Genomic DNA, 24,709 nt, shown 5'->3' with positions numbered 1-24,709 from the left:
AGACGATCTCCTTAACGAGCTTGATTTGCATCGGAGGTATCAAACGGCCGAACAAATGCTTCTATTTCTTTGCGTTTAGGTTCTAAAAATGGTGGCAGAGAAAGCTTTTCACCTGCGTTTTCGTAAGTTTCATCTTGAAGAAAACCTGGACCATCTGTAGCAAGCTCAAACAATACGTGAGGAGCAGCCATGAAGTACTCAGATTCAAAATAAAACCGTTCGACAAATCCAGAATTTGGAAACTCTAATTGATCGATTTTGTTGATCCAAAAACGTAGCGCATCTTCATCAGCGACGCGCAAAGCGAGATGATGAACATTACCAAAGCCTTCCATTGCTTGCGGAAGGTCATCCCGATGAACCACAATAATACTGGCACCGTTACCACCTTCTCCTATTTCAAATAGATGGAAGCTGCCTTCTGCGTCAACCAGATGGAAGCCTAAGACGTCTGTCAAAACTAACTGCATATGTTCAAAATTTGCTACAGTTACAAATACTGGGCCGAGACCAATGATTGCATGTTCCGCTGGGACATTTGAATTTTTCCAAGGAGTACCACCAGCGACCCCCTTATTCTTTTCGTCAGAAATCAATTGATAACGCTGCTCATCAAAGTCCTCAAACTCTACATATTTTTTTCCGAAGCGCTCCATGATTTCTCCATGAGAAATGTCGTTTTCATTGAAACGCTCAATCCAATACATCAAAGAATCATCGCTTTTTACTCGGAAAGAGGTTCTCGAAATGGAATCTGTCCCTTTGGTTCCTTTCGGGATTCCCGGGAAGTCAAAAAAAGTCATGTCTGTACCGGCGCTACCTAAATCATCCGTAAAATATAAATGATAAGTTTCAATATCGTCTTGATTAACTGTCTTCTTTATCAGACGAAGACCTAAAATATCAGTGAAGAAGCGGTAAATTTTTTTCGCACTTGAAGTCATTGCTGTTACGTGGTGTAATCCTCTAATGTTTGTATCCATAATAAAACCCTCCAAATCTTTCTTTCAAAAATCATCAACTTACTAAAAGTAAGTATATAACCATAATGAAAGAAAAGCAACAAATCTGTCTCTCTCATTATCGTGTATTCCTTAAAAATATGCTAGGATAATGAAGATGGAGGGAAGTACAATGACTTATAAGACACTTTTTTTTGATTTAGATGGAACAATTACGGATTCAGGACCTGGAATTTTAAATTCTGTCTGCTACGCTTTAGAAAAAATGAGTTTGCCTGTTCCTGAAGTGACCGAGCTTTACTCGTTTATTGGTCCACCGCTAAAAGATTCTTTTATGGAAAAGTATCGATTGAACGAATCAGAAGCTGAACAAGCAGTGAGCTATTATCGAGAGTACTATGCTAAAACAGGGATGTATGAGAATTTGGTTTATGAGGGTATTCCTGAAGTGTTGGCCGACTTGAAGCAATTGGGTTTCAAGCTATATGTGGCAACCTCGAAGCCAGAAGTTTTTGCCAGACAAATCTTGACGCACTTTGATTTGGAAAGCTCTTTTGAAGAAATTTATGGTGCGAGTTTGGATAGTAGTAGATCCAAAAAAGGAGCTGTGCTTCGTTATGCAATGGAATCCGGGGATGTTTCAGTAGCGGGCAGCCTAATGATTGGGGATCGGGAGCATGATGTACTAGGAGCAAAAGAGAATCGACTCGATTGTGTCGGTGTTCTTTATGGGTATGGAGACAGGCAGGAACTGGAAAATGCAGGAGCTATTTATTTGGCAGCGACACCAGAGAAGCTGAAAGAATACCTACTAAGAAACGAGTAAAACAGACAAAGAGTCTGGACAATTAAAAAAATTGTCCAGACTCTTAAAATTATAGCAATGCTTTATCTAACGCTTCATTCAAGCGTTTCATTTGGTCTTTATTAAAAACAAGAGGACCATTTTCGCGTATAGAATTTACCTCTTCTTCTGAGAAGAGTTCTGGTGAAGCTTCGATTTCTGCAATCAAGTCTTCTAGGTATTCATCCATGTATTCGTCATCACCATAGATATCCTTATAAGTGTCTAAATCTACTTCTTCCTCTTCTTCTACAGTAAAAATAGAATTCAGGATTTCATCAAATTTTTCTTCACTTAAAATGTCTTTTTTCCCTGGTACCTTAATCTTCCCGGTTTTCTTCTGAGGCGTGATCGTCAGCTTCAAGGAAACGTCGAACTTAGCTGCTGTTGCATCATACAAGTAGCTCATAGTGATTGTACTGTTAATTTTGTTTGTTTTTTGATTAACACTTACTTTGATTTTAAGATCTTTGAAGCTGCTTTTCAGTGCTGTGATGCTTTCTTCAAATGTTTTCTGTGATTCTTTGTCCTTTTCTTCCTTCGCATAGTCTTTCATGGCTTCCATAACAGCGAGGATTTCTTTCTTGGTAAAGGTATGAGAAATCACATCATCTTTTTTAGTGAAGGATTCCTTGTCAAAAATATCCATAAGCTCTTTGGCTTTTTTCATCAAAGAAAAATTGAATCCTACATTACTGTCTGTATCCTTTTCATCCTCATCTTCACCATCCAACTGATCCTTTATATTATCGATGTTGATGAATTTACCATCTAATTTCTGCAACTCATCTTCATCAATAGTTACTGGATACTGGAACATATCCGCGATATCTAAAGCACCGGAAATGAAGCTTGTTGATACGTACATATTTTCTTTTTCTGTCACAAACTGGAAAGGAATTTTCTGACCATAGGCACCTAAAGCCAGTTCTGTTTCAGAAACTTCTTTATCTTCATCTGAAGCAAAAGTTCCTTTTAGAGAAATCGCTTTTAGCTGACTGGCGAACATACTTATATATAAATCACTGTCTGTATCACCGCCAGCATAATCGAAATCAGCCACACTTAATTCAAATTTTGAAGCTTCAGCAGCGCTGCTTCCTGCATTGGAGAGTGCCTCGATAAATTCTGTTCTAGGATCATTCCAACAACCTCCTAATAAAAAGATGGATAGTATTGTAAGAATCCCTAGACCCCATTTGTTCAATTTCATTTCATTCGTTCCTCCTTTGATGATAGTTCTATTTTACTAGCAAATAAGAGAAAATTATATCCTTTTTTCGAAATTTATTTTTTACATTGGTGGGTGTCGGTCCGAAAGCTTGTTAAATCAATCATTTGTTTGAAAATTCTCAAAATTTTTTAAAATGGTTGTATATTTTGATAAAAGAAATCCTTTTCATCAGTTATAATAAAATAATACCAACGAAAGATGAATGGAGGAATTTTTTAATGGCAAAAACAGTTATTGTCGGTACTAATCACGCAGGTATCGCAGCGGCAAACACATTGTTAGATAACTACAAAGATCAAGAAGTGGTAATGATTGATAGAAACACAAACCTGAGTTATCTTGGCTGTGGAACAGCACTTTGGGTAGGTCGTCAGATTGATTCCTACGAGAACCTTTTCTACACGAAAAAAGAAGATTTTGAAGCTAAAGGTGCAACAATTCACATGGAAACCTCTGTGGATAGCATTGATTTCGATAAAAAAATCGTTCACTGCAAAAAGAACGATGGAACAGAATTTACCGAAACTTATGATAAAGTGATTTTGGCAACAGGTTCAGCACCGATTGCTCCAAATATTCCAGGAAAAGATTTGAAAAATGTTGAGTTCCTAAAATTATTCCAAGATGGTCAGGCAGTAGATGCTGCAATGGCTCAACCAGGGATTGAAACAGTTGCTGTTATCGGGGCAGGCTACATTGGTGTAGAAATTGCCGAAGCAGCAAAACGTCGTGGTAAAAATGTCCTGTTGTTTGACGCAGCGGATCGTTGCTTACCAAACTACTATGACAAATGGTTTACAGACGACATGGATAAAGTATTGTCTGACAATGGCATTGAGCTTCATTACAACGAATTGGCAAAAGAGTATAAAGGTACCGAAAAGGTGGAAGCAATCGTTACTGATAAAGGCGAATACCCTGTTGATTTAGTTATCAATGCGATCGGTTTCAAACCAAACAATCAATTAGGAAAGGACCATCTGAAGTTATTTACGAATGGTGCTTACTTAGTAGATAGCCATCAACAAACAAGCGATCCAGATGTTTATGCAGTAGGAGATTGTGCAACTATTTTCTCAAATGCTGTTCAAACAACAACCTATATTGCATTAGCAACTAATGCTGTCCGCTCAGGAATTGTCGGTGGACACAATGTTGGCGGTACACCGCTTGAATCAATTGGTGTTCAAGGATCAAATGGGATTTCAATTTTCGGTTATAACATGGTATCGACTGGTTTAACTGTTCAGGAAGCTGAAAAATCAGGCTTTAAAGTGAAATACACGCAATTTGAAGATACACAAAAGCCTGGGTTTATGAAAGACAACCACAAAGTTAAGATTCGCATCGTTTACGATGAAGAAACACGTCGAGTACTAGGGACACAACTTGCTTCATATGAGGACATCTCAATGGGTATTCATATGTTCTCTCTTGCGATTGAAGAAAGTGTAACGATCGATAAGCTTAAATTATTAGATATCTTCTTCTTGCCGCATTTCAACCAGCCGTATAACTATATTACAATGGCTGCTTTAAGTGCTGAGTAAGACGAAAAAAAGAATAGTCGGATGCCCCATAAGTAACTTCCTTTGTCGAAGTTACTTATGGGGCATTTTTTTCTAGAAAACGGTAAAAGATTCGTTAATTTATAATACATTTTTCTAAATAAGTTTAATTTTCGAAGACTTTCATGTATAATAGTTGGAGTTATAGAAGTTAATTAGAGAGCAAGGAGGATTAATTTTGGCAAACGATAACCAAAATAATCAAGATCATTCGGATTCTTCTTTCAAAGATCAGGTATTACGTTCACTGAGAGGAGATAATATTGAGGATGATCATGCATCTTCTTCTGAAAATAACTATCAACATGATAATCTGGATTCACAAACAGATTATTCCAGTTCATCAAACTGGACCTCCAATCAAGAGGAGTCATCTGATAATTTTTCAAGAACATCTGAGTCTCATGAATTTGAACAACAGTTTGAACAGCAAACAGAGGTAGAACAGCCAGATTTTCCAGAAGGCGAGCATCTATCCCGTGTTGCAGAGAGTCGAGCAGATGCTAAAGAAGCGTTGAAACAAAACCGAGGAAAAGAAGACCGAATCGTTAACAAAATCGTCTTATTGATCATATCTGTATTGATACTGGTGGTTGCAGTTTTCGGGTTCACTTTTTATAAATATGTAAATGATGGGCTTCAACCTTTGGATAAAAAGGATTCTGACTTAGTACAGGTTCATGTCCCAGCAGGTTCTTCCAATAAGCAAATTGCTGCAATTTTAGAAGAAAGCAAAGTCATCAAGAGTGCTATGGTTTTTAATTACTATATTAAATTTAAGAACCTGACCGATTTTCAAGCAGGGTTTTATCAAATGTCACCAGATATGACACTAGATGATATTGGTGCAATGCTGAAGGAAGGTGGAACTGCTGAACCGATGCAGATTGCAGATGGGAAAGTGACGATACCGGAAGGCTATGACATTGATAAAATCGGTGATGCGATTGAAGAGAATACGGACTATAAGAAAGCTGACTTTATTGCGTTGATGCAAAATGCGGATTATTTCAATGCGATGAACGCGAAATACCCTGATTTATTAGGCAGTGCAGCAACAGCAGAAGGCGTACGTTACCGCTTAGAGGGCTATTTGTTCCCAGCGACGTATGACTATTATAAAGAAACGACGCTACAGGATTTTGTGGAGCAGATGATCGTCAAAACCGACAGTGTAATCGAGCCGTTTATCCCATCGATCAGTGCAAAAGGAATGACGATTCAAGATGTATTGTCATTGGCTGCGCTAGTCGAAAAAGAAGGGGTAGAAGAAGCGGATCGAAAGAAAATTGCGCAAGTCTTCTTCAATCGAATGGAAATCGATATGCCGTTGCAGTCTGATATTTCTATTCTTTACGCACTAGGTGAACACAAAGAAAAAGTGTACAATAAAGACCTTGAAGTTGATTCACCATACAATCTGTATAAGAATACAGGTTATGGTCCTGGACCTGTTGATAGCCCGAGTGAGCAAGCAATTTCAGCGGTACTTAATCCGGAACCAAACAACTACTTGTACTTTGTTGCTGACATCACTACAGGAAAAGTGTACTTCGCAGAAACGTATGAAGAGCATTTGGAATTAGTGGAAAAATATGTAAATAATACAGATGAATAATCAAGAAAAAATGAATAGCGAATGATTTTGAGTATTATTTTACGAGCCAAACTGTTATGGTGAGGCTCGTTTCGCTTTGATAAATTTATGAAAGCGTTAGATTTTTATCGATCTGGTTAGGTGTTATCCCTGATTTATTTGTCTGAACTACAGACAAAAAATTAGGGGTAACATTTGGTAATTTAACGGAATATGTAGAGTTGAAAAAATTAAATTTAAATGAATCTTATTTACAATTTTTAGAAAGCATGGTAATCTCTTTGTGGATTACAAATACCCTGTATTTTAGAAAAAAGTACATAACAAATTGTAGTAAGTTAAGTAAGGGAGAATTAATATGGTGGAAAAAGTATTTCCTATGACGATTGAAGGAAAAGAAAAATTAGAACAGGAATTAGAAGAATTAAAGACAGTGAAGCGAAAAGAGATTGTTGAACGAATCAAAATTGCTCGTAGCTTTGGTGACTTGTCTGAAAACTCGGAATATGAGTCAGCAAAGGATGAGCAAGCCTTTGTTGAAGGTAGAATCACAACATTAGAAAATATGATTCGTTTTGCGCAAATCATTGATAATAACGGTGTAGACTCTGACGAGGTATCTATTGGTAAAACTGTTACCTTTATTGAACTGCCAGATGGTGATGAAGAGGAATATACGATTGTTGGTAGTGCAGAAGCAGATCCCTTCTCAGGGAAAATCTCAAATGATTCACCAATCGCGCATGCGCTTATTGGCAAGACTCTTGGCGATGAAGTAACAATCACAACACCTGGTGGAGACATGCAGGTAAAAATTACAAAAGTAAGCTGATTATTCAATTGTTCGGGGCCGTGACATTCGTATGCCATAGCCCCGAAATTGACTAAGCATTATTCAGGAAGGTGCTTCGGCAGTTAGCTGAAGGCTTCCAGAAACGCTTTTCTTGAGGATGGGAACATAGTGTCCTATCCTCTTTTGTTGAAAATTCAGGCTAAAGACCTATAGCAAAATACTGCCAAAGCAACTAATATTAGTATGGGAAATAAAGTATACTGTTAGAAGAGATATGTAAGGGAAGCACTATATACGAATCTGCGCATAGCCAAAAAATGATTTATACCCGTATTTCAAAGAAAAAGGGTTTAACAGTATTCATACAGTTAGAAAGGGGGAAATGAAATGAATAGTCCATGGAGATTTTTTATTATCGTGGAAGCATTACTTTTCATCTTTGCTTTATGGCAAATTATACATAATACACCTTTGCTTATTTTATTGATTATAGGTGTTTTGAGCGTTGTTTTTGCTCTTAAAAATAACAAAAGAAACAGCTTCGGAAGTTTTTCGCTGATTATGGGTGTTATACTGATAGTTATTAGTGTGATCAATAGTCCGGCGTTCTGGCTAATGGTGGTGTTTGGTATCCTTTTTGTAGGACTTAAAGGAGTGGAGATATCAGGCGTTGATCTTACGCAAAGGGCACCGTGGAAAAAGAAACAAATGATGATTATTGAAACGACAAATGTTGAGAGTAAGAATGGCAAGAAGTTTAAACGCCCGTGGTTTGCGAATGAGCGTATTGGCAGCAATGTCTATGAATGGGATGACATCAATATCGATATCTTATCTGGTGATACTATTATCGATCTTGGTAACACGCTTCTTCCAAAAGACGACAACGTAATTATCGTTAGAAAAGGCTTTGGTCGAACACGCATCCTTGTTCCTTTAGGCGTGGCTGTTATGTTGGAGCATTCCACTTTTTATGGGAATGTGACATTTGAGAACGAAAAATACCATTTGAAGAATGAATCATTGAAATTATACAGTGACAGTTATGATAGTAACCCAAGAAGATTGAAGATTATGACGAACACTCTTGTAGGTGATGTAGAGGTGATCCGAGTATGATAGCTGGGAAGATATCCCGACAAATGATGGCTTTATATGCTGCGTTCAGCACCTTTCTAGTGGTGCTGTTTACGCTGTTCTCTCATTTTCATGCGATTAAACAAAAAGATTGGATAGTCGAGCTTTTCCGTCGAAAAGTCTTCTATGTACCTTTCTTTTTTCATATTTTACTCCTATCTATGTTGGCGGGTTTGTTGACTTTCCTGTTGATTTCTATTGTGCAAAAAGCTCAGTATGGTAGAATTGAAGAAAAGTTACGCTTGTTAGCTGCTGGAAATTATGACAGCCCGCTGATTGGTAAAAAGATCCCTCATCCAGATAATGATGTGTATATTGGTGATATAGATGCAGATATCAGCGCCGTACGAAGTAAACTGGTAGAGATGTCCAAAGAGCTGCAAATGTTAAACAGTCGACCTCAGATATTCGATGGAGAAACAAGAGAAGAAATTCTTGAGGAAGAACGACATCGTTTGGCACGAGAGCTGCATGATTCTGTTAGTCAGCAATTGTTTGGTGCAATGATGATGATTTCAGCTTTGAATGAACAGGCGCAAAAATCAGATACATCAGATATCTTCAAAAAACAGTTAGCTATCGTTGGTGATGTCATCAATGCTTCTCAATCTGAAATGCGCGCCCTTCTGTTGCATTTACGACCTGTCAGTCTGGAAGGCAAGAGTCTGAAAAAGGGAATCGAGCAGCTGTTGAAGGAGCTTAAAACGAAAATAAAAATCGAATTGACCTGGGATGTAGAAGATGTTTGTTTAAACAATAGCATTGAAGATCATCTGTTTCGAATTGTTCAAGAACTTTTGTCCAATACCCTGAGGCATGCGAAAGCAAATGAATTAGAAGTTTATTTGCATCAGGTCGGTGAAAATGTTCTTTTACGTCTAGTTGATGATGGTGTCGGATTTGATATGAATGAGAATGAAAATAAGGCTGGTAGTTATGGTCTGAAAAACATTCGTGAGCGAGTTGCAGGAATGGGTGGCTCGATCAAGATCATCAGCTTCAAAGGACAGGGAACAAGCGTAGAGATTAAAGTACCCGTGATAAAGGAGGAACTTACAGATGATCAAAGTGATGCTGGTTGATGACCATGAAATGGTGCGCTTGGGCGTCTCTTCTTATTTGTCTATTCAAGATGATATTGAAGTGGTCGGCGAGGCTGAAAATGGTAAAATAGGATACGAAAAGGCGTTGGAACTACGTCCGGATGTCATATTGATGGATTTAGTTATGGATGAAATGGATGGAATTGAATCTACCAAAGCAATTTTATCGGACTGGCCTGAAGCAAAAATAATCATTGTTACAAGCTTTATTGATGATGAAAAGGTGTACCCTGCGATTGAGGCTGGTGCAGCTGGTTATTTATTGAAAACATCAACAGCCCATGAAATTGCGAATGCTATCCGAGCAACCTTCAGAGGGGAACGTGTTCTTGAGCCGGAAGTGACTACGAAGATGATGGAACGACTGACGAAGAAGCAGGAGCCTGTTTTGCATGACGACTTAACAAATCGGGAGTTTGAGATTCTGTTGCTGATTTCTAAAGGCAAAAGTAACCAAGAAATTGCAGATGAGCTATTCATTACGCTAAAAACAGTGAAAACACATGTATCTAACATTCTTGCTAAGTTAGATGTTGATGATCGAACACAAGCGACAATTTACGCATTTAAGCACAAGCTAGTAAAATAAATTATTTTTTTGAATCGTTTGGATTTCAAATAAATGGAATAATAGGAGCAGACAGTTATTATGAAACAGAATTTTGCCATCATTGGTTTAGGAAGATTCGGTGGAAGTATTTGCCAAACATTGATTGAGTCTGGACAGGAAGTTCTAGCGATTGACAGTAATGAGGATAAAGTGAATGAGTATATGAATATTGCGACCCATGCTGTTGTAGCAAATGCGCAAGATGAAATGACTCTTCGTTCTTTAGGTATTCGTAATTTTGATCATGTGGTTGTCGCAATTGGAGAAGATATCCAAGCAAGTATCCTCGTTACCTTGATGGTAAAGGAGATGGGTGTGCCTAATGTACTGGCAAAAGCGGTTAATTCTTATCATGCGCGTGTTCTTGAGAAAATTGGGGCAGACGCTGTTGTTCATCCAGAACGAGATATGGGAATCAGAGTGGCTCATAAGCTGGTATCACGAAATATCCTAGATTACATTGAGCTTTCCAACGAATTTTCTTTAGCAGAAATTCGAGTGTCCAATCCTAAATTTTACAATAAGACGTTGGCTGATTTGAATTTTCGTCAGCGCTTTGGACTAACCGTTGTAGCTATACGTCGCTCGAAAACAGAAGTAATTGCGTCACCGGCAGCAGAAGAAATCGTTAGAGAAAATGATAATTTGCTGGTTATTGGAAATACGGATGATGTGGACTTGCTGGATGATAAGATGAGTCAATAGGCAATTTATACAGGAAAGTAATCTCTTCTATGCTACAATGATTTGGTAGGGAGGGATTATGGATGGAATTGAAAATTACACCACGTGCACAAGAGTGGTTTAAACAAGAGCTTCAAGTGGGTCCTGGAATGGGTATTCGCTTTTATGGAAAGGTTTATGGCAATACGAATGTGCATGAAGGTTTTTCTGTAGGAATGTCGGTTGATACACCGGAGAAACCGTTAGTCCAAACAGAAGTGGACGGACTAAATTATTATGTAGAAGAAAACGATGATTGGTTTTTTTCTGAGTATAACCTACTTGTTGATTATGATGAAGTGTTGGATGAGCCAACCTATTTATTTGAAAAAAACGATAAAAATGAAAAATAGAAGAATCGAGCAAACTGTATGATAGTTTGTTCGATTCTTCTATTTTTTTTAAAGCTCATTAATGGAAAACAGGGGAGGTTGCTTTCTATTAATCGCTATTACCCCGCAATAAAACTATCTGCCTTTTCTGCATATTTTTCTTGTAATGTAGAAAAGAGAATGGTTTGATAATTCTCTATTTCAGTCAAGGTGATCAATTTGAAATTTCCTTTTCGTCGTACGCTTTTTGGTAAGAGTAACGGAGAGGTTGCGATATAATAATCGTAGTCCTTTTTTTCGAACGAAGTAATCAGCTCAGCTTCGACAAAGGGAATTTTTCCCAGATACTCGAAGAGCGACTGAGAAACAATCGCATTTTGGAAAAGGATGACACCTACGCGTAGATGATGGTTCTCTTTTGCTCGTTCAAAGAAAGGCAATAAGAACATGGTGCAACTAAAGACCAAATGATCCAGGCAATTAAGCATCCACTGGTATTGTTTTGACTGTGCTGTTTTCTTCAAGAATATCTGAACGTCGTGAAAAAGCGGCTCAAACAACGGATGGAGCCCATTAAATAAGTTATAAGAAAAATCAACAGCCAACGGGAGTCTATCTTCTCTTATTGCATGGTTTAAAAAAGTTGTGAAGATGTTGATATGTAATAATTCCTTTTCATCTTCAGTTAGAGAGTTCTCACCAAGTGAGTGTATGTAAAAACTTTGAAAATGTTCAATCAAATTTCCTAAAGGATGGTTCTTGCTAAACATATAGGATTTTACGTAAGGAATACGTGGATCATCTGAATGGAAATAAGGAATCCAATAAAAGAGCATGTATGACAAGAAATCTGCTTCTCTAGAACGATATTTTTGTGAAATGCCCAATTGTTTCAATTCATCGAAAAAGGATAGGTTTGTTTCTGGGTAAACCAATTGGTCAAATGGAGTCTCTGCTAGAAAATGAGATTTTTCAAGTCTCAATTTATTAATAGAAGTTAACAGAAACCATTGTCTCGGTTCAACGTACTTCATCCACTGTTTATCGTTGAAGTCGAATAACTCCGGACCACGTTTGCTTTCCCCTAAGCCTAAAAAGAAGTCTTCTCCGAAAGAGGTGAGCCAGAAAAAGTTGAAGTATACGATGCGGATGATGGCTTCATTACCGGTGATTCTCATTTTGGAACAGTTTATCTGTATGTCGAATTTTTTCAGATAGCTAATGATTGGTTGGAGTCTTCGCAAAACGGAGGCTCTGCTTATGTAATTTTCTTCACAAAAATCTTCAAGTCGGTAATTCTTTTCCAAAATAGACGCTAATAAAAATTTATAAGCGATACTTTCTTGAAAGAGGTATTGTTGGTAGGGAATAGTAATGAGTTGCTCCTTGTTGATCGTGAGTTTGCCATCTGCTGACAGTAATGGGGTTTCGTTTTGTTGGATAAGGTCCTCGTTCATTTCTGAAAATAGAGAGACCAAACGAGCGTGAGAGAAATCTGAAAATTGTTTAAAGTGTCGAGGGGAATAAGTTCCATCATCACAGTCAAGGAATTGATGAAACATATCTAATTTTTTTTGTGCAAAGTCATCTAAAATGATTGTTTCAAGCATAAGCATCTCCTTCTTTTGTAAGTGTTTGACATGTTAGTTCTTTAACTATCTCTATTACATAATACCTATGAAAATGATTAATTACAAGAGAAAATGATATAAAAATGTTTTTTTATATATAAAAAATCAGTATAAATAGCTAATATTAAGAACGTTTTTTTTATATTTTAACTATAATTTAACCGTACGATTGTTATTTAATTTTCGAGAGATTTCAATTTTACTGTGTGTTATAATAGATACACAGATTTATGCATAGGAGGAAAAGGAAACATGCTATCGATTGTCGTTCCTTGTTACAATGAAGAGGAATCTATTCCCATTTTTTTTAACGAGGTAGAAAAAATCAGCCAGCTAATTAAGCATGACGTGGAGTATGTGTTTGTCAATGATGGCTCAAAGGATAATACACTTTCTTGTTTACGCGATTTACATAAACAACATCCTGATAAAGTAAGGTACTTATCATTTTCAAGAAATTTTGGGAAGGAAGCCGGGTTATATGCCGGACTTCAAGCAGCCTCAGGTGAATTAGTCACTGTAATGGATGCTGATTTACAAGATCCTCCTGATCTGCTTCCGCAGATGATTGAGATTATCGAGACAGAGGATTTCGATTGTGTCGGAACTAGAAGAACAACTCGGGATGGGGAACCTGCGATTCGTAGTTTCTTTGCACGAATGTTCTATAGGCTGATTAACAAGATCGGCGAAACAGAGATGGTAGACGGTGCGAGAGATTTTCGTTTGATGACGAGACAGATGGTTGACAGTATCCTCGAATTAACAGAGTATAATCGATTTTCTAAAGGGATTTTTAGTTGGGTAGGATTTAATACGAAATACCTTTCTTATGAAAACAGAGAGCGCGTTGCCGGAGAGACTTCATGGTCATTTTGGAGCTTATTCAGTTATTCGTTGGATGGCATCATTAACTTTTCAGAAGCCCCATTAAATTTTGCTTCTTATGTAGGTGCCTTATCCTGTGTGGGTTCAGTGCTTGCTATGTTGGTCATTCTTTTTAGAACATTCATGTATGGAGATCCGACAAGCGGGTGGCCTTCGATGGTCGTCATTTTTCTTTTTGTAGGCGGTTTGCAGCTGCTATGCTTGGGAATTATCGGAAAATACATTGGGAAAATATTTATGGAAACCAAAAATCGACCGGTTTACCTAATAAAAGAGACTGAGAAAGATAACGTCTGATTAGATAAGAATACTACCAAACAATAGGGACAGCGCTTAGGCGCTGTCCCTATTGTTTGGTTAATAACCTCTTTCAAGGTTCACTTGATTTTGTTTAAGGGTGCCTTCATTGATGAAGGAAGCAAGATTCGTAAGGAAAATCGCTAAGAGTTTTTCTTTGAATCCATCAGTCATACCGGAAATATGTGGTGTAATCAGAACGTTTTCCATCGTCCACAAAGGAGAATCCTTCGGTAAAGGCTCTTCTTCAAAGACATCTAATGCCGCAAAAGCAATTGGACCATTTTCAAGTGCTTGGACCAAGTCGTCCGTTTTAACAGAACGTCCTCGTCCGACATTAATGAAAATGCTGTTTTCTTTCATTGATTGAAACATTTCTTCATTGTACAAATAGTATGTCGCTTCGGTTAACGGAAGGATGTTCACGACGATATCCATATCTTTGATGATTCGATTCATGTTTTTCTGGGAATAGCATTCTAAGAAGCCAGGTGACGGATGTCCGCTCGAATTGATACCATACGTTCGAATTTTTAATCCTTGAGCAAAGGAAGCCAGTTGCTGTCCAATGTTACCAGTCCCCACAATCAGCATACTTTGTCCAGAAAGTTGACGGTAATCAACAGAAGCATCTTTCCATTGCTTATCTTGTTGAACAGTGGCGGCCTGCAGGAGACCTCTGTATCTTGCTAAAAGCACACCTAAGACATGTTCTGAGATGGAAATTGTATGAATACCACTGCCGTTTGAAAGTAGGATGTTTCGTTCTTCAAAGGCAGATAGATCGTAAGAATCCACGCCAGCGGAGATAGATTGAACCCATTTCAGTTTGCTGTTTGGGTTGTTCAATAAGCGTGGTCCGAGTTCTTTATCCCAACCTAGCATAATCTGAATATCCTCTTCTTGATAGGAAACAGCCGAATCATGGGTATCAATAATTTGGTACTCTTCGGCAGCGGCTTTGATTCGATCGATTTGATCAGGCTTAAATTTTTCTTTTAATAAAATAATTGGTTTTGACACGGTAGGGCCTCCTTTTTCTGACTCAATAAATAAGTCCATCTTCTTATCGACCTGACTTTTCCTACAATTTAATATATTTAATACAATAGATAGGAACAAAATCAAGTTGTGAGAAAGCTCATCCTATTAATTGTATCAAAAAAAGAGTGAAAACAAAAAAGAATGAGCCCTGTAATAAAAACAAGGCTCATTCTGCAAGTTAAATTTCTTCGCCTCTGGCATAAGCTGCCGCCAAAAGGTCCACTTCTTTTTTCAGTTCATCAACCATGATTTCTTCCGGAACGGTGCGGATGATTTTGCCCTTTTTGAAGAGCATTCCTTTTCCTTGACCTCCGGCAATGCCGATATCTGCTTCTCTGGCTTCGCCAGGTCCATTGACAGCACAACCTAGGACAGCTACTTTGATAGGTGCTTTGATTTTTTCGATGTATTCCTCAATTTCATTTGCGATTGGGATCAAATCGATTTCTATTCGGCCACATGTAGGACAAGAAATCAATGAAGCAGCATTACTGGCCAAACCGAAGGCTTTTAATACCTCTCTAGCCACTTTGATTTCTTCGACAGGGTCTGCAGATAGAGAAACACGGCAGGTATTACCGATTCCTCTTGAGAGCAAGGCACCTAAACCAGCGGCAGATTTAATCCCGCCGGAGAATTTCGTTCCAGCTTCAGTGATTCCTAAATGTAGCGGGTAGTTAAAGCTTTCCGCTGCTAAAGAATAAGCTTCGATAGCTAAATTGACGTCACTTGCTTTTAAAGAAACGATGATATCGTAAAAATCTAGATCTTCAAGAATTTTTATATGCTCCATGGCGCTAGCTACCATCGCTTCAGCGGTAGGATAGCCATATTGCTGCAAAAATTTCTTTTCCAGTGAACCGGCATTTACACCAATTCGGATGGGAATTCCTTTTTCTTTACAAGCTGTAACTACTTTTTCCACACGGTCTTTTCGACCGATATTTCCTGGGTTGATTCTTATTTTATCTACACCTTGTTCGATCGCCTTTAAAGCCAAACGATAGTCAAAGTGAATATCCGCAACTAAAGGGATATGGATTTTTTCTTTGATTGCGCCTAATGCGTTTGCTGCCTCTTCATCTGGAACGGCAACACGAACAATCTGGCAACCGGCTTCTTCCAGTTCAAGGATCTGAGCGACAGTTTCTTCTACATGATGTGTTTTGGTTGTACACATACTTTGAATAAATAGCTCATTGCTTCCGCCGATGGTCAGTCCGCCTACATTTACAGGGCGAGTATCTTTTCGATGGGTCATCGTGCTCATGGATAGTTCTCTCCTTTGTGATTAGGTCCAAAATTCACTGTTTTGAGAGCTGTGATCTCTTCTGTTTAAAATAGGAAGAAACGATAGGTAGAAAAATAGTACCACAGCTTCTGAGTGAGGACGTTTTAATAATAGTGTTACAGGAAGTGCTTCTAAGTCAGTAAAGCACAAAAGTACAAAGAATCTGTTTGTATGGGATTGTGACATTAGTATGTGTCAGCCCGTTGAAACCGGATAAAAGCCGCTTCTGTTAGTCAGAAATTGCCCATTTGATTCATTTAGATTAGTCATTCATGTCTAGGTGGTTATTCAGTCTCAATGCTCAATAACCTATACTACCACATTCTACAACAAGAAGAACCAAAAAAATGTTTAAAATTATGCTAAGTACCGAGTGAAATCGAAAATCATAGTATGTGCGGTATTACTGTGAACATAGAAAGAATCGGAGGAGAAAAGAATGGGGGCATGATGTGAAAGTTACAGGCAATTATTTTGTAGGTTTGCTTTAAATTTGGTATTCTTATAGATGTATAGAATTTAAAACACAATTTTGGAGGAGACGTACAATGACTTACACATTACCAGATTTACCTTATGCTTATGACGCATTAGAACCTTACATTGACTCAGAAACAATGCATTTGCACCACGACAAACATCATAACACTTACGTGACAAATTTAAACGCAGCAATTGAGAAACATCCTGAGCTTGGTGAAAAAACAGTAGAAGAGCTGATTGCTGATATGGATAGCATTCCAGAAGACATCCGCACAGCAGTTAGAAACAATGGTGGCGGACATGCCAATCACACATTTTTCTGGGGAATTATGGGACCAGATGCTGGTGGAGAACCAACTGGTGAAATTAAAGCAGCGATCGACGAAACTTTTGGAAGCTTTGACAACCTTAAAGAAGAATTCAAAACAGCTGCAACTGGCCGTTTTGGTTCAGGCTGGGCTTGGTTAGTTGTGAACAATGGCAAACTTGAAGTCACTTCAACTGCAAATCAAGATTCTCCATTAATGGAAGGGAAAACACCGGTTTTAGGCCTTGATGTATGGGAACATGCGTATTACTTGAAATATAAAAATGTTCGTCCAGACTATATTTCTGCGTTCTGGAATGTGGTTAACTGGACTGCTGTTAATGAATATTTCAACAAAGCTAAATAATTTGTATAAATAAAGAGGGGTTCAGTAAAAATAACTGTTCTCTTCTTTTTTTTTATGGCATACTAGTACTTAGAGTGTCAATGGGTGGGAGGCTTATTAAAATGGAAATTGAGTTACAGAAAGTGCATGGTTCTGAGAATGATTTTTTTATCTTAGATGAGACACTGCTTGCTGAGCCACTGACTCAAGCAGCAATTGAATTATTAAGAAAAAATCTATGTAATCGTCAGTCTGGATTATTGGGTGGTGCCGATGGAATCCTACTTGTGGAGCAAGCGAGTAAGGGGACCAGTCTTGCAAAAATGCGTGTGATAAACAGTGACGGAACTGAGGCTAGTATGTGTGGCAATGGATTACGCACAGTAGCAAGATATTTATTTGAAAAATATAATGAAGCTTTTTTTTCTGTTGAAACAATGTTTGCTGATTTAAAAGTAGGGAAAACCACAGATTTTTCTGATAAGGTATCGGCCTATCAGGTCGAGATTTCACCGGTCAGCTTTGACAAAGAAACGGTACCAATGAATAGTGTACAGCAAACCATCATTAATGAACGAATTCCGGCTCTTTCAGATACACTGGAGTTTTCGGTTGTCTCTGTGCCAAATCCACATTTGATTGCCTTTGTTGATCATGATGGATTGATGGATGGAGAATTAGAGCGAATCGCTACGTATGTCAATGGAGAAAATCCAATTTTTCCTGATGGAATCAATGTCAGCTTTGTTGAAATTTTAAATAGGAATGAGTTGTTTGTCCGTACATTTGAACGTGGCGTTGGTTTAACCAGTGCTTGTGGAACGGCTATGTGTGCGAGCAGTTTGCTCTATACCTTGTTACATACAAAACAATTTTATGAAAAAATCACCGTTCGTAATGTGGGAGGATTTGTGCAAACCGTTGTTCATGAAACAAATGATGGCGGCTATTGGATGGAGTTGATTGGGAATGCGACCGTAACACATCTTATTAAGGGATCGTTAGATTCGCTAGTCAATGGGGATTTTTCAGAACTTTCAATTCATGAAACAGAGGAACAGAGGGAGTACAAGGAATTTTTGAAGCAACAGTTGTGACGTTTTGCTAACGTTAAGTGAAAAGTAGTATAATAGATAGTAAATGGTATCAGGAGGGAACCATGGAAGAGACAATTGGTTTACAGGATATAGTGAGTATTTTGAAGAAACGGTTTGCGCTATTGGTTTTTTGTTTGATTCTTGGAATCAGTGCTGCAGGGGTGTTGACTTTTTTTGTTATTACGCCGAAATACAGCTCTCAGTCGCAGCTGATCGTTAAATTACCGCAAAGTGAAGCAGCAAATGTTAATGATATCAATGCAAACTTACAAATGATCAATACGTATAAGGATTTGATTACTAGTGATACAGTTTTGAGTGAAGTACAGCAACGAATGAGGGATGAATATGAACAAGAGATTAGTATGGGAGATTTACGTAGTAGCTTAGCGGTTACTCAATCTCAAAATTCACAGATGTTTTCAATCAGCTCAACAACAACAGATCCGATTTTATCTGAACGGATCGCGAATAAGACGACGGCAATTTTTCAGGAAACGGCACAGCAGACACTTAGTATAGACAAAATTACTGTCATTTCAAATGCTTCGGCAAATATGACGCCTGTATCTCCGAATAATAAACTAAATTTAGCTATTGGTCTTGTTTTTGGTCTGATGGTAGGTATTTTATTTGCATTTGTGTTAGAGATGTTTGACCGATCACTGAAAAGTGAAGAGTTCATTTCTGAAGAGTTGGAGTTGCCAGTTCTTGGCGCAGTGCCTAATATGACTGCTAAGGAGCTAAATGTGAAAATTACTCGGCCGTCCAATGAATCATCGATGGGTACCGAACATCATGGGGAAGGTAATCCAGATGATGGGCAAGGACCTATGCGACGGAATAGAACAAGAGTATAGAGGAGAAAAAGAATGGCAAAATATTTGAAAAATCAAGACAGCGAAAAAGGTGTTAGCCTAATTACTTTAGCAGATAAAGCTTCACCAGTTTCTGAACAATATCGGACGATTCGTACAAATATACAATATTCCATGGTCGATTACGATTTGCGTACATTGGTCATCACTTCATCAGGTCCTGGAGAAGGAAAATCAACGACTGCAGCAAACTTGGCGATTGTTTTTGCCAACTCAGGCAAAAGAGTGTTGCTTGTTGATGCCGATTTAAGGAAACCAACTGTAGCTAAGACCTTTAACCTTTCAAATGCAAATGGCTTAAGCAGTATTCTTGGAAATAGGCAAACATATTTAGATCAGACCATTCAAGATTCCGGGGTGGATAACTTAAGTATTTTGACAAGTGGCCCTAAGCCGCCCAACCCTTCCGAATTGCTAGGTTCGCAACGTATGGAGCGACTGATTGAAGAATTGGGTAAAAGATACGATATGATTATCTTTGACATGCCGCCAGTGGTAACTGTGACGGACGCACAGATACTCTCTTCAAAGGTCAATGGAACGATTCTAGTTGTTCGTGAAGGTGTTTCGAAAAGAGAATCATTGAAAAAAGCGAAAAGTTTGCTTGAGTATGTTGGGGCGAACGTTCTTGGTGTCGTATACAACGGGGCTAAAAACCTTATAGATCAAAATTATTATTACGGGTAATTAATGTGTGGAGGATGGACATGATCGATTTACATTGTCATATTTTACCGAATGTCGATGATGGGGCTCAAAGCTTGGAAGATGCCATTTTAATGGCAGAAACAGCAGCAGCTCAGGGAATCGAACATATTCTTTGTACACCTCATCATAATAACGGCAGATATAGCAATCCAGCGGCAGAAGTCATCTTGAAAGTGCAAAAGCTACAAGATGAGTTGGATAGAAGAAATATTCCTTTGAGTTTGTATGAAGGTCAGGAAGTTCGAATCAGTGAGGACTTGTTAGAAAAAATTGAAACCGGAGAGATTCTGTTTGCGGATTTAAACAATAGGTATATCCTGATCGAATTTCCTTTTGAAGAGATTCCGTCTTATGCAGAGCAACTGTTGTTCAATTTAGTGCAACGCGGTCATCGACCAATTATTGTGCATCCGGAAAGAAATCAAGGGTTTATTGATGACCCGAATCGTTTGATTCCATTTATTGAGTTTGGGGCTTTGGCACAGGTAACAGCACCAAGTTATGTAGGGGTTTTCGGCAAAGAAATTGAAGCAACAGCGAAAGAATTAGTCGCATGTAATTTGGTTCATATGATTGCTTCTGATGCGCATAATGTCAAACGACGGAATTTCTTTATGAAGCGAGCATTTGATGCGATCATACAAGATCATGGGAAAAGAAAAGCAACTGCATTGGAATACTGTGCAAGAGATATATTGAATGGGGATGAAACAGAGATTTTGCAATTTAAGGAAGTTAAAAGGAAGAAATTCCGATTGTTTTAGAAAGAGTGGCTAGTGGTATGTCAAGGAGACAAAAATTATTTGTGCTCTTGATGTTGGATTCTATCATCATCATCGGAGCGAATGTATTTTCTTATTTTTATATGGTTCCATATATTCATGTTTCAACAAATTTTGTGTTTCAAACAACAATGCTACAATTAGTGTTTTACATAGTTTTTGGGTTTATTTTTAAAATATTTACACGAATCAATCGTTTTACTAATTTGAGAGAAATGGTAGCCATTTTTTCAGCTACAAGTATTACAGTGCTTCTTGAAGGGCTCATTTTGCTTTCAGGTAGCCGGCGGTTCTTATTACTGACCTACTTGTTGACAACATTTATAATCATATCAAGTCGTTTGGTCTGGCGCTTGATTGTGGAGTGGCGTAACGGAAAACGGTATGGCCATGTTAAGGCTAAGAAAACATTGATCATTGGTGCAGGCGAAGCTGGTCGTATCTTGCTCTCAAGCTTGAGTACCTCTACAACAAGTGATATTCGGGTCGTTGGTTTTGTGGATGATGCACCAGATAAGCAAAGAATGTACCTAGGTGGCATAAAGGTACTGGGAAACACCCAACAGATTCCGAAGCTTGTTGAAGAGCATGGCATCGAGATGCTGACTGTTGCTATTCCTTCATTGAAAAAAGAAGAATTGCAACGAATGCTAGATGTTATTACTCCTTTAGGAGTTCCTGTAACAGCTATGCCGGCATTAGAAGAGGTTGCTTCCGGAAATATTACACTTTCTCGTTTGAAACCAATCGATGTAGTTGATTTATTAGGTAGAAAAGAAGTGCGTCTGGATGTCAGCCAGTTGAAGGATCAGTTGACGAATAAAGTGATTTTGGTAACGGGTGCCGGAGGGTCGATAGGTTCAGAAATTTGCCGTCAATTGATTCGTTTTAATCCAAAGCAACTGCTTCTAGTTGGTCACGGAGAAAATTCCATTTATTTGATTCATAGAGAATTGAATGAGAAGTATGGGGATAAAGTAACTGAAATCGTTCCGATCATTGCAGATATACAAGATAAGGAACGAATCGTTGAGATCATGAAAAAATACCAACCAAATATTGTGTATCATGCCGCGGCGCATAAGCATGTCCCGCTGATGGAATATAATCCGGAAGAAGCAGTAAAAAATAATGTGTTTGGTACAAAAAATGTGGCAGAAGCGGCAAAAGAGCAAAATGTCGAAAGCTTCGTGATGATCTCTACAGATAAAGCAGTAAATCCTCCGAATGTAATGGGAGCGACAAAACGTATTGCTGAGATGATCGTTACTGGCATGAATGAAGAAGGAAAGACTCGATTCTGTGCAGTTCGTTTCGGTAATGTATTAGGAAGCCGTGGTAGCGTGATTCCTGTCTTTGAAGAGCAAATCCGAAAAGGTGGACCAGTAACAATTACAGATTTCCGAATGACACGCTATTTCATGACGATCCCAGAAGCCAGTCGTCTCGTTATTCAGGCCGGTGCTCTTGCCCGAGGTGGAGAAATCTTTATTTTGGATATGGGAGAACCGGTTAGGATTTATGACTTGGCTAAGAATATGATTCAGTTATGTGGTTACCAAGAAGGTGAAATAGCGATTGTTGAAACAGGGATTCGACCAGGAGAAAAACTCTATGAAGAGTTGCTAGTAAGTAAAGAAAAGAATACGGAACAAGTATTTGATAAGATTTTTATTGGTAGTGTGAATGGATTTTGCTTAGAAGATGTGATGGGTTTTATTGAACAACTACCAGAAGATACTGACGAGCTGAGTCAGGAACTGGTTCGGTTTGCGAATGATTCAAGTAGGTAAAGGGGAGTTAAGTGATGACTAAAGAAAGAATATTTCTTTCATCCCCTCACATGAGTGAACAGGGATATGAAGAAAAATATGTAAAAGAGGCGTTTGATACTAATTGGGTTGCTCCGTTAGGGCCAAATGTTGATAATTTTGAAAAGGAGTTTGCTAGTTATGTAGGAATTGAAAGTGCTGCAGCTTTGTCATCAGGAACCGCTGCCATTCATATGGCTTTGAAGGCGATTGGAGTTGGTAGGGGAGATGTTGTCATATGTCAAACGTTAACTTTTTCAGCTACAGTCAATCCTATTATATACCAAGAAGCGACACCTGTTTTTGTTGATAGTGATCTTGAAACATGGAATATGGATCCGAAAGAATTGAGAAAAGCACTTCAAAAATATCCTAATGCAAAGGCAGTAATTGTTGTTCATTTATATGGATTATCAGCGAAACTAGATGAAATTATGTCTATCTGTGAGGAGTATAATGTACCGTTAATTGAGGACGCTGCAGAATCTCTGGGAACAACTTATAAAGGTCGCTACACTGGAACATTTGGACAATACGGTATTTACTCCTTCAATGGAAATAAGATTATTACGACTTCTGGAGGAGGTATGTTGGTTTCTAATAGCGTTGAAAGAATTGAAAAAGTTCGATTTTGGGCGACTCAATCAAGAGATATAGCTAAACATTATCAGCATAGTGAAATTGGTTATAATTATCGAATGAGCAATGTGCTGGCAGGAATTGGGAGGGGCCAACTAAAAATTTTAGAAGACAGAGTCTCAAAAAAAAGATATATACAGGATTATTATAAAAATCAGTTGACTGAATATTCCTCCATATCTTTTATGCCAAGTAATTCTTGGAATAAACCTAATTTTTGGCTAAGTGTAATTTTATCAAAAGAAGTTTCTCCAGATAGAATTATGGAAATGTTAGAAAAGGAAAATATTGAAGCAAGACCTGTATGGAAGCCAATGCATATGCAACCAGTATTTAAAGAATTTGATTACTTTGGTTCAAATGTAGCCCAGATTTTATTTGAAAAAGGCATATGCCTTCCGTCTGATACCAAAATGACAACAAGCGATTTAGAAAGAGTGGTAGAAATCATAAGGAAGTGTTTGGATTGATTTACAAATTGGTAATAAAACGTCTTTTTGATATTGTGATATCCTTTTTAGGGTTAATATGCATTTCTCCTTTGCTTTTAGTCGTATCTCTTTTTATAAAATTCGAATCCCGTGGTTCAGTATTATTTTATCAAACTAGACTTGGGAAAAATGGGAAAGAATTCAGGATAATTAAATTTCGTACGATGTGTATGAATGCAGAATATATCGGAGATGGGCTCAAAATTAAATCTGATTCAGATAGTCGGATTACTAAAGTAGGTAATTTTTTAAGAAAGACCAGTTTAGATGAATTACCACAACTTTTTAATATTTTAAAAGGTGATATGTCTTTAGTTGGACCACGACCACCTGTACATTATTTTCCTTATGAAGGATATGGAAGTTATCCAGAGTGGGCTAAAAAAAGATTTATTATTCGTCCAGGTATAACAGGACTTGCTCAGTGTACTGTGAGAAATTCCGTTACTTGGGATGAAAGAATAGTTTTAGATATACAGTATATAGATAACCTATCCTTTATAATGGATTTAAAAATAATATATTGGACAATATTACGGGTTCTTAAATCTGAAAATATTTACTTGGAAAAGGAAAAAAAAGATGAGTGATAAAGTTAGTATTAGACCTTTTGAATTGAATGATGTAGAAAAATTATATCAGTGGAAAAACGATAAAGAAATTTTTAAATATTTAGGTGGTGGATATAGACCTCAATCTAGATACGATTTAGAAAAACATATGGAGGCGTTGATTCTGCATACTATGGAGAATCAACGTTTTATGATTGAGGTAGAGCAAGAAAATGATTTAGTATCAGTTGGAGTTATCGGTCTATATAACATGAATTTTGTTCATAGAACTTGTGAAATTGGAATCTATATAGGAGAAAAAATTTTCCAAGGGAAAGGAATAGCCAGTAGAGCACTTAAAGATATTGAAAATTATGCCAAAAATTATCTTAATTTGAGGAAAATCAATTTGGATGTAGTTAAAGCGAATGAAGTTGCAGTTCAATTTTGGGAAAAAAATGGCTACAAACTTGTGGGTACAAAGATGAAACATAGATTAATAGATAACAATTATTTTGATTTAGAAATTCGAGAAAAGTTTTTGTGAAAAAACAAAATTAAA

General features: G+C 37.7%; 24 protein-coding genes. 19 read left to right on the top strand and 5 right to left on the bottom strand.

Annotated elements, in window-relative coordinates; translation table 11 throughout:
* Positions 1–11: 11 nt before the first annotated feature.
* Positions 12–983, bottom strand: coding sequence for a ring-cleaving dioxygenase (locus A5888_RS10320; RefSeq protein WP_086349789.1), 972 nt, complete (start codon positions 981–983; stop codon positions 12–14).
* Positions 984–1,134: 151 nt separating this feature from the next.
* On the opposite strand from A5888_RS10320, the gene A5888_RS10315 reads away from it, so the two are divergent.
* Complete coding sequence (locus tag A5888_RS10315) at positions 1,135–1,788, top strand: HAD family hydrolase (protein ID WP_086349790.1); 654 nt, start codon at positions 1,135–1,137, stop codon at positions 1,786–1,788.
* A 49-nt stretch (positions 1,789–1,837) separates the two neighbouring features.
* On the opposite strand, the gene A5888_RS10310 is transcribed toward A5888_RS10315, so the two are convergent.
* Positions 1,838–3,019, bottom strand: coding sequence for a hypothetical protein (locus tag A5888_RS10310; RefSeq protein ID WP_086349791.1), 1,182 nt, complete (start codon positions 3,017–3,019; stop codon positions 1,838–1,840).
* Between the two features lie 239 nt (positions 3,020–3,258).
* On the opposite strand from A5888_RS10310, the gene nox reads away from it, so the two are divergent.
* The 8 genes from nox to A5888_RS10270 all read left to right on the top strand — a co-directional run bounded on the left by nox (position 3,259) and on the right by A5888_RS10270 (position 10,924).
* The gene (gene nox, locus A5888_RS10305) at positions 3,259–4,590 is read left to right on the top strand and encodes a H2O-forming NADH oxidase (RefSeq protein WP_086349792.1); all 1,332 of its coding nucleotides are present in this window, start codon (positions 3,259–3,261) and stop codon (positions 4,588–4,590) included.
* Between the two features lie 196 nt (positions 4,591–4,786).
* A complete protein-coding gene (gene mltG / locus A5888_RS10300; protein WP_086349793.1) occupies positions 4,787–6,226 on the top strand; it encodes an endolytic transglycosylase MltG in 1,440 nt (479 codons plus the stop codon).
* A gap of 337 nt (positions 6,227–6,563) precedes the next feature.
* A complete protein-coding gene (greA, locus tag A5888_RS10295; protein WP_086349794.1) occupies positions 6,564–7,037 on the top strand; it encodes a transcription elongation factor GreA in 474 nt (157 codons plus the stop codon).
* A 348-nt stretch (positions 7,038–7,385) separates the two neighbouring features.
* The gene (liaF, locus tag A5888_RS10290; protein ID WP_086349795.1) at positions 7,386–8,117 is read left to right on the top strand and encodes a cell wall-active antibiotics response protein LiaF; all 732 of its coding nucleotides are present in this window, start codon (positions 7,386–7,388) and stop codon (positions 8,115–8,117) included.
* Positions 8,117–9,217, top strand: a complete 1,101-nt coding sequence (locus tag A5888_RS10285; protein WP_086349877.1) for a sensor histidine kinase — start codon at positions 8,117–8,119, stop codon at positions 9,215–9,217. The genes liaF and A5888_RS10285 overlap by 1 nt, the downstream gene beginning before the upstream one ends.
* On the top strand, positions 9,195–9,827 hold the full coding sequence (locus A5888_RS10280) for a response regulator transcription factor (RefSeq protein WP_086349796.1): 633 nt from the start codon (positions 9,195–9,197) through the stop codon (positions 9,825–9,827). Before A5888_RS10285 ends, A5888_RS10280 begins: the two co-directional genes overlap by 23 nt.
* A gap of 60 nt (positions 9,828–9,887) precedes the next feature.
* A complete protein-coding gene (locus tag A5888_RS10275) occupies positions 9,888–10,553 on the top strand; it encodes a potassium channel family protein (RefSeq protein ID WP_086349797.1) in 666 nt (221 codons plus the stop codon).
* 62 nt (positions 10,554–10,615) lie between these two features.
* A complete protein-coding gene (locus A5888_RS10270) occupies positions 10,616–10,924 on the top strand; it encodes a HesB/YadR/YfhF family protein (protein ID WP_086349798.1) in 309 nt (102 codons plus the stop codon).
* A gap of 98 nt (positions 10,925–11,022) precedes the next feature.
* Here the strand turns inward: A5888_RS10270 and A5888_RS10265 are convergent, their stop codons facing one another.
* The gene (locus tag A5888_RS10265) at positions 11,023–12,513 is read right to left on the bottom strand and encodes a helix-turn-helix domain-containing protein (protein ID WP_086349799.1); all 1,491 of its coding nucleotides are present in this window, start codon (positions 12,511–12,513) and stop codon (positions 11,023–11,025) included.
* A gap of 273 nt (positions 12,514–12,786) precedes the next feature.
* On the opposite strand from A5888_RS10265, the gene A5888_RS10260 reads away from it, so the two are divergent.
* Complete coding sequence (locus tag A5888_RS10260; RefSeq protein WP_086349800.1) at positions 12,787–13,719, top strand: glycosyltransferase family 2 protein; 933 nt, start codon at positions 12,787–12,789, stop codon at positions 13,717–13,719.
* Positions 13,720–13,779: 60 nt separating this feature from the next.
* Here A5888_RS10260 and A5888_RS10255 read toward each other — a convergent pair whose 3' ends face one another.
* Positions 13,780–14,742: a phosphoglycerate dehydrogenase gene (locus A5888_RS10255; RefSeq protein WP_086349801.1), complete on the bottom strand. Its 963-nt coding sequence runs from the start codon at positions 14,740–14,742 to the stop codon at positions 13,780–13,782.
* 199 nt (positions 14,743–14,941) lie between these two features.
* Positions 14,942–16,033 (bottom strand): flavodoxin-dependent (E)-4-hydroxy-3-methylbut-2-enyl-diphosphate synthase, encoded by a 1,092-nt coding sequence (gene ispG, locus A5888_RS10250; protein ID WP_086349802.1) that lies wholly within the window; start codon positions 16,031–16,033, stop codon positions 14,942–14,944.
* Positions 16,034–16,602: 569 nt separating this feature from the next.
* Here ispG and A5888_RS10245 point away from each other — a divergent pair.
* From A5888_RS10245 to A5888_RS10205, 9 genes are all read left to right on the top strand, one after another.
* A complete protein-coding gene (locus A5888_RS10245; protein ID WP_086349803.1) occupies positions 16,603–17,211 on the top strand; it encodes a superoxide dismutase in 609 nt (202 codons plus the stop codon).
* Between the two features lie 101 nt (positions 17,212–17,312).
* Positions 17,313–18,287 (top strand): diaminopimelate epimerase, encoded by a 975-nt coding sequence (gene dapF / locus A5888_RS10240; RefSeq protein ID WP_086349804.1) that lies wholly within the window; start codon positions 17,313–17,315, stop codon positions 18,285–18,287.
* Between the two features lie 62 nt (positions 18,288–18,349).
* Positions 18,350–19,147, top strand: a complete 798-nt coding sequence (locus A5888_RS10235; RefSeq protein WP_086349805.1) for a YveK family protein — start codon at positions 18,350–18,352, stop codon at positions 19,145–19,147.
* Between the two features lie 12 nt (positions 19,148–19,159).
* On the top strand, positions 19,160–19,852 hold the full coding sequence (locus A5888_RS10230) for a CpsD/CapB family tyrosine-protein kinase (RefSeq protein ID WP_086349806.1): 693 nt from the start codon (positions 19,160–19,162) through the stop codon (positions 19,850–19,852).
* A 20-nt stretch (positions 19,853–19,872) separates the two neighbouring features.
* On the top strand, positions 19,873–20,637 hold the full coding sequence (locus A5888_RS10225; protein WP_086349807.1) for a tyrosine-protein phosphatase: 765 nt from the start codon (positions 19,873–19,875) through the stop codon (positions 20,635–20,637).
* 17 nt (positions 20,638–20,654) lie between these two features.
* Complete coding sequence (locus A5888_RS10220; protein ID WP_086349809.1) at positions 20,655–22,448, top strand: polysaccharide biosynthesis protein; 1,794 nt, start codon at positions 20,655–20,657, stop codon at positions 22,446–22,448.
* A gap of 14 nt (positions 22,449–22,462) precedes the next feature.
* Positions 22,463–23,575 (top strand): DegT/DnrJ/EryC1/StrS family aminotransferase, encoded by a 1,113-nt coding sequence (locus tag A5888_RS10215; protein ID WP_086349810.1) that lies wholly within the window; start codon positions 22,463–22,465, stop codon positions 23,573–23,575.
* Positions 23,572–24,186 (top strand): sugar transferase, encoded by a 615-nt coding sequence (locus tag A5888_RS10210; protein ID WP_422389738.1) that lies wholly within the window; start codon positions 23,572–23,574, stop codon positions 24,184–24,186. Before A5888_RS10215 ends, A5888_RS10210 begins: the two co-directional genes overlap by 4 nt.
* Positions 24,179–24,694: a GNAT family protein gene (locus A5888_RS10205; RefSeq protein ID WP_339102061.1), complete on the top strand. Its 516-nt coding sequence runs from the start codon at positions 24,179–24,181 to the stop codon at positions 24,692–24,694. The genes A5888_RS10210 and A5888_RS10205 overlap by 8 nt, the downstream gene beginning before the upstream one ends.
* The last annotated feature ends 15 nt before the right edge of the window (positions 24,695–24,709 follow it).

Origin of the sequence: Enterococcus sp. 9E7_DIV0242 (genome assembly GCF_002140975.2) — a bacterium.
Lineage (GTDB): Bacteria > Bacillota > Bacilli > Lactobacillales > Enterococcaceae > Enterococcus_L > Enterococcus_L clewellii.
The sequence above is the reverse complement of the archived record's forward strand: the minus strand, read 5'-3'. Positions and strand labels throughout refer to the sequence as shown.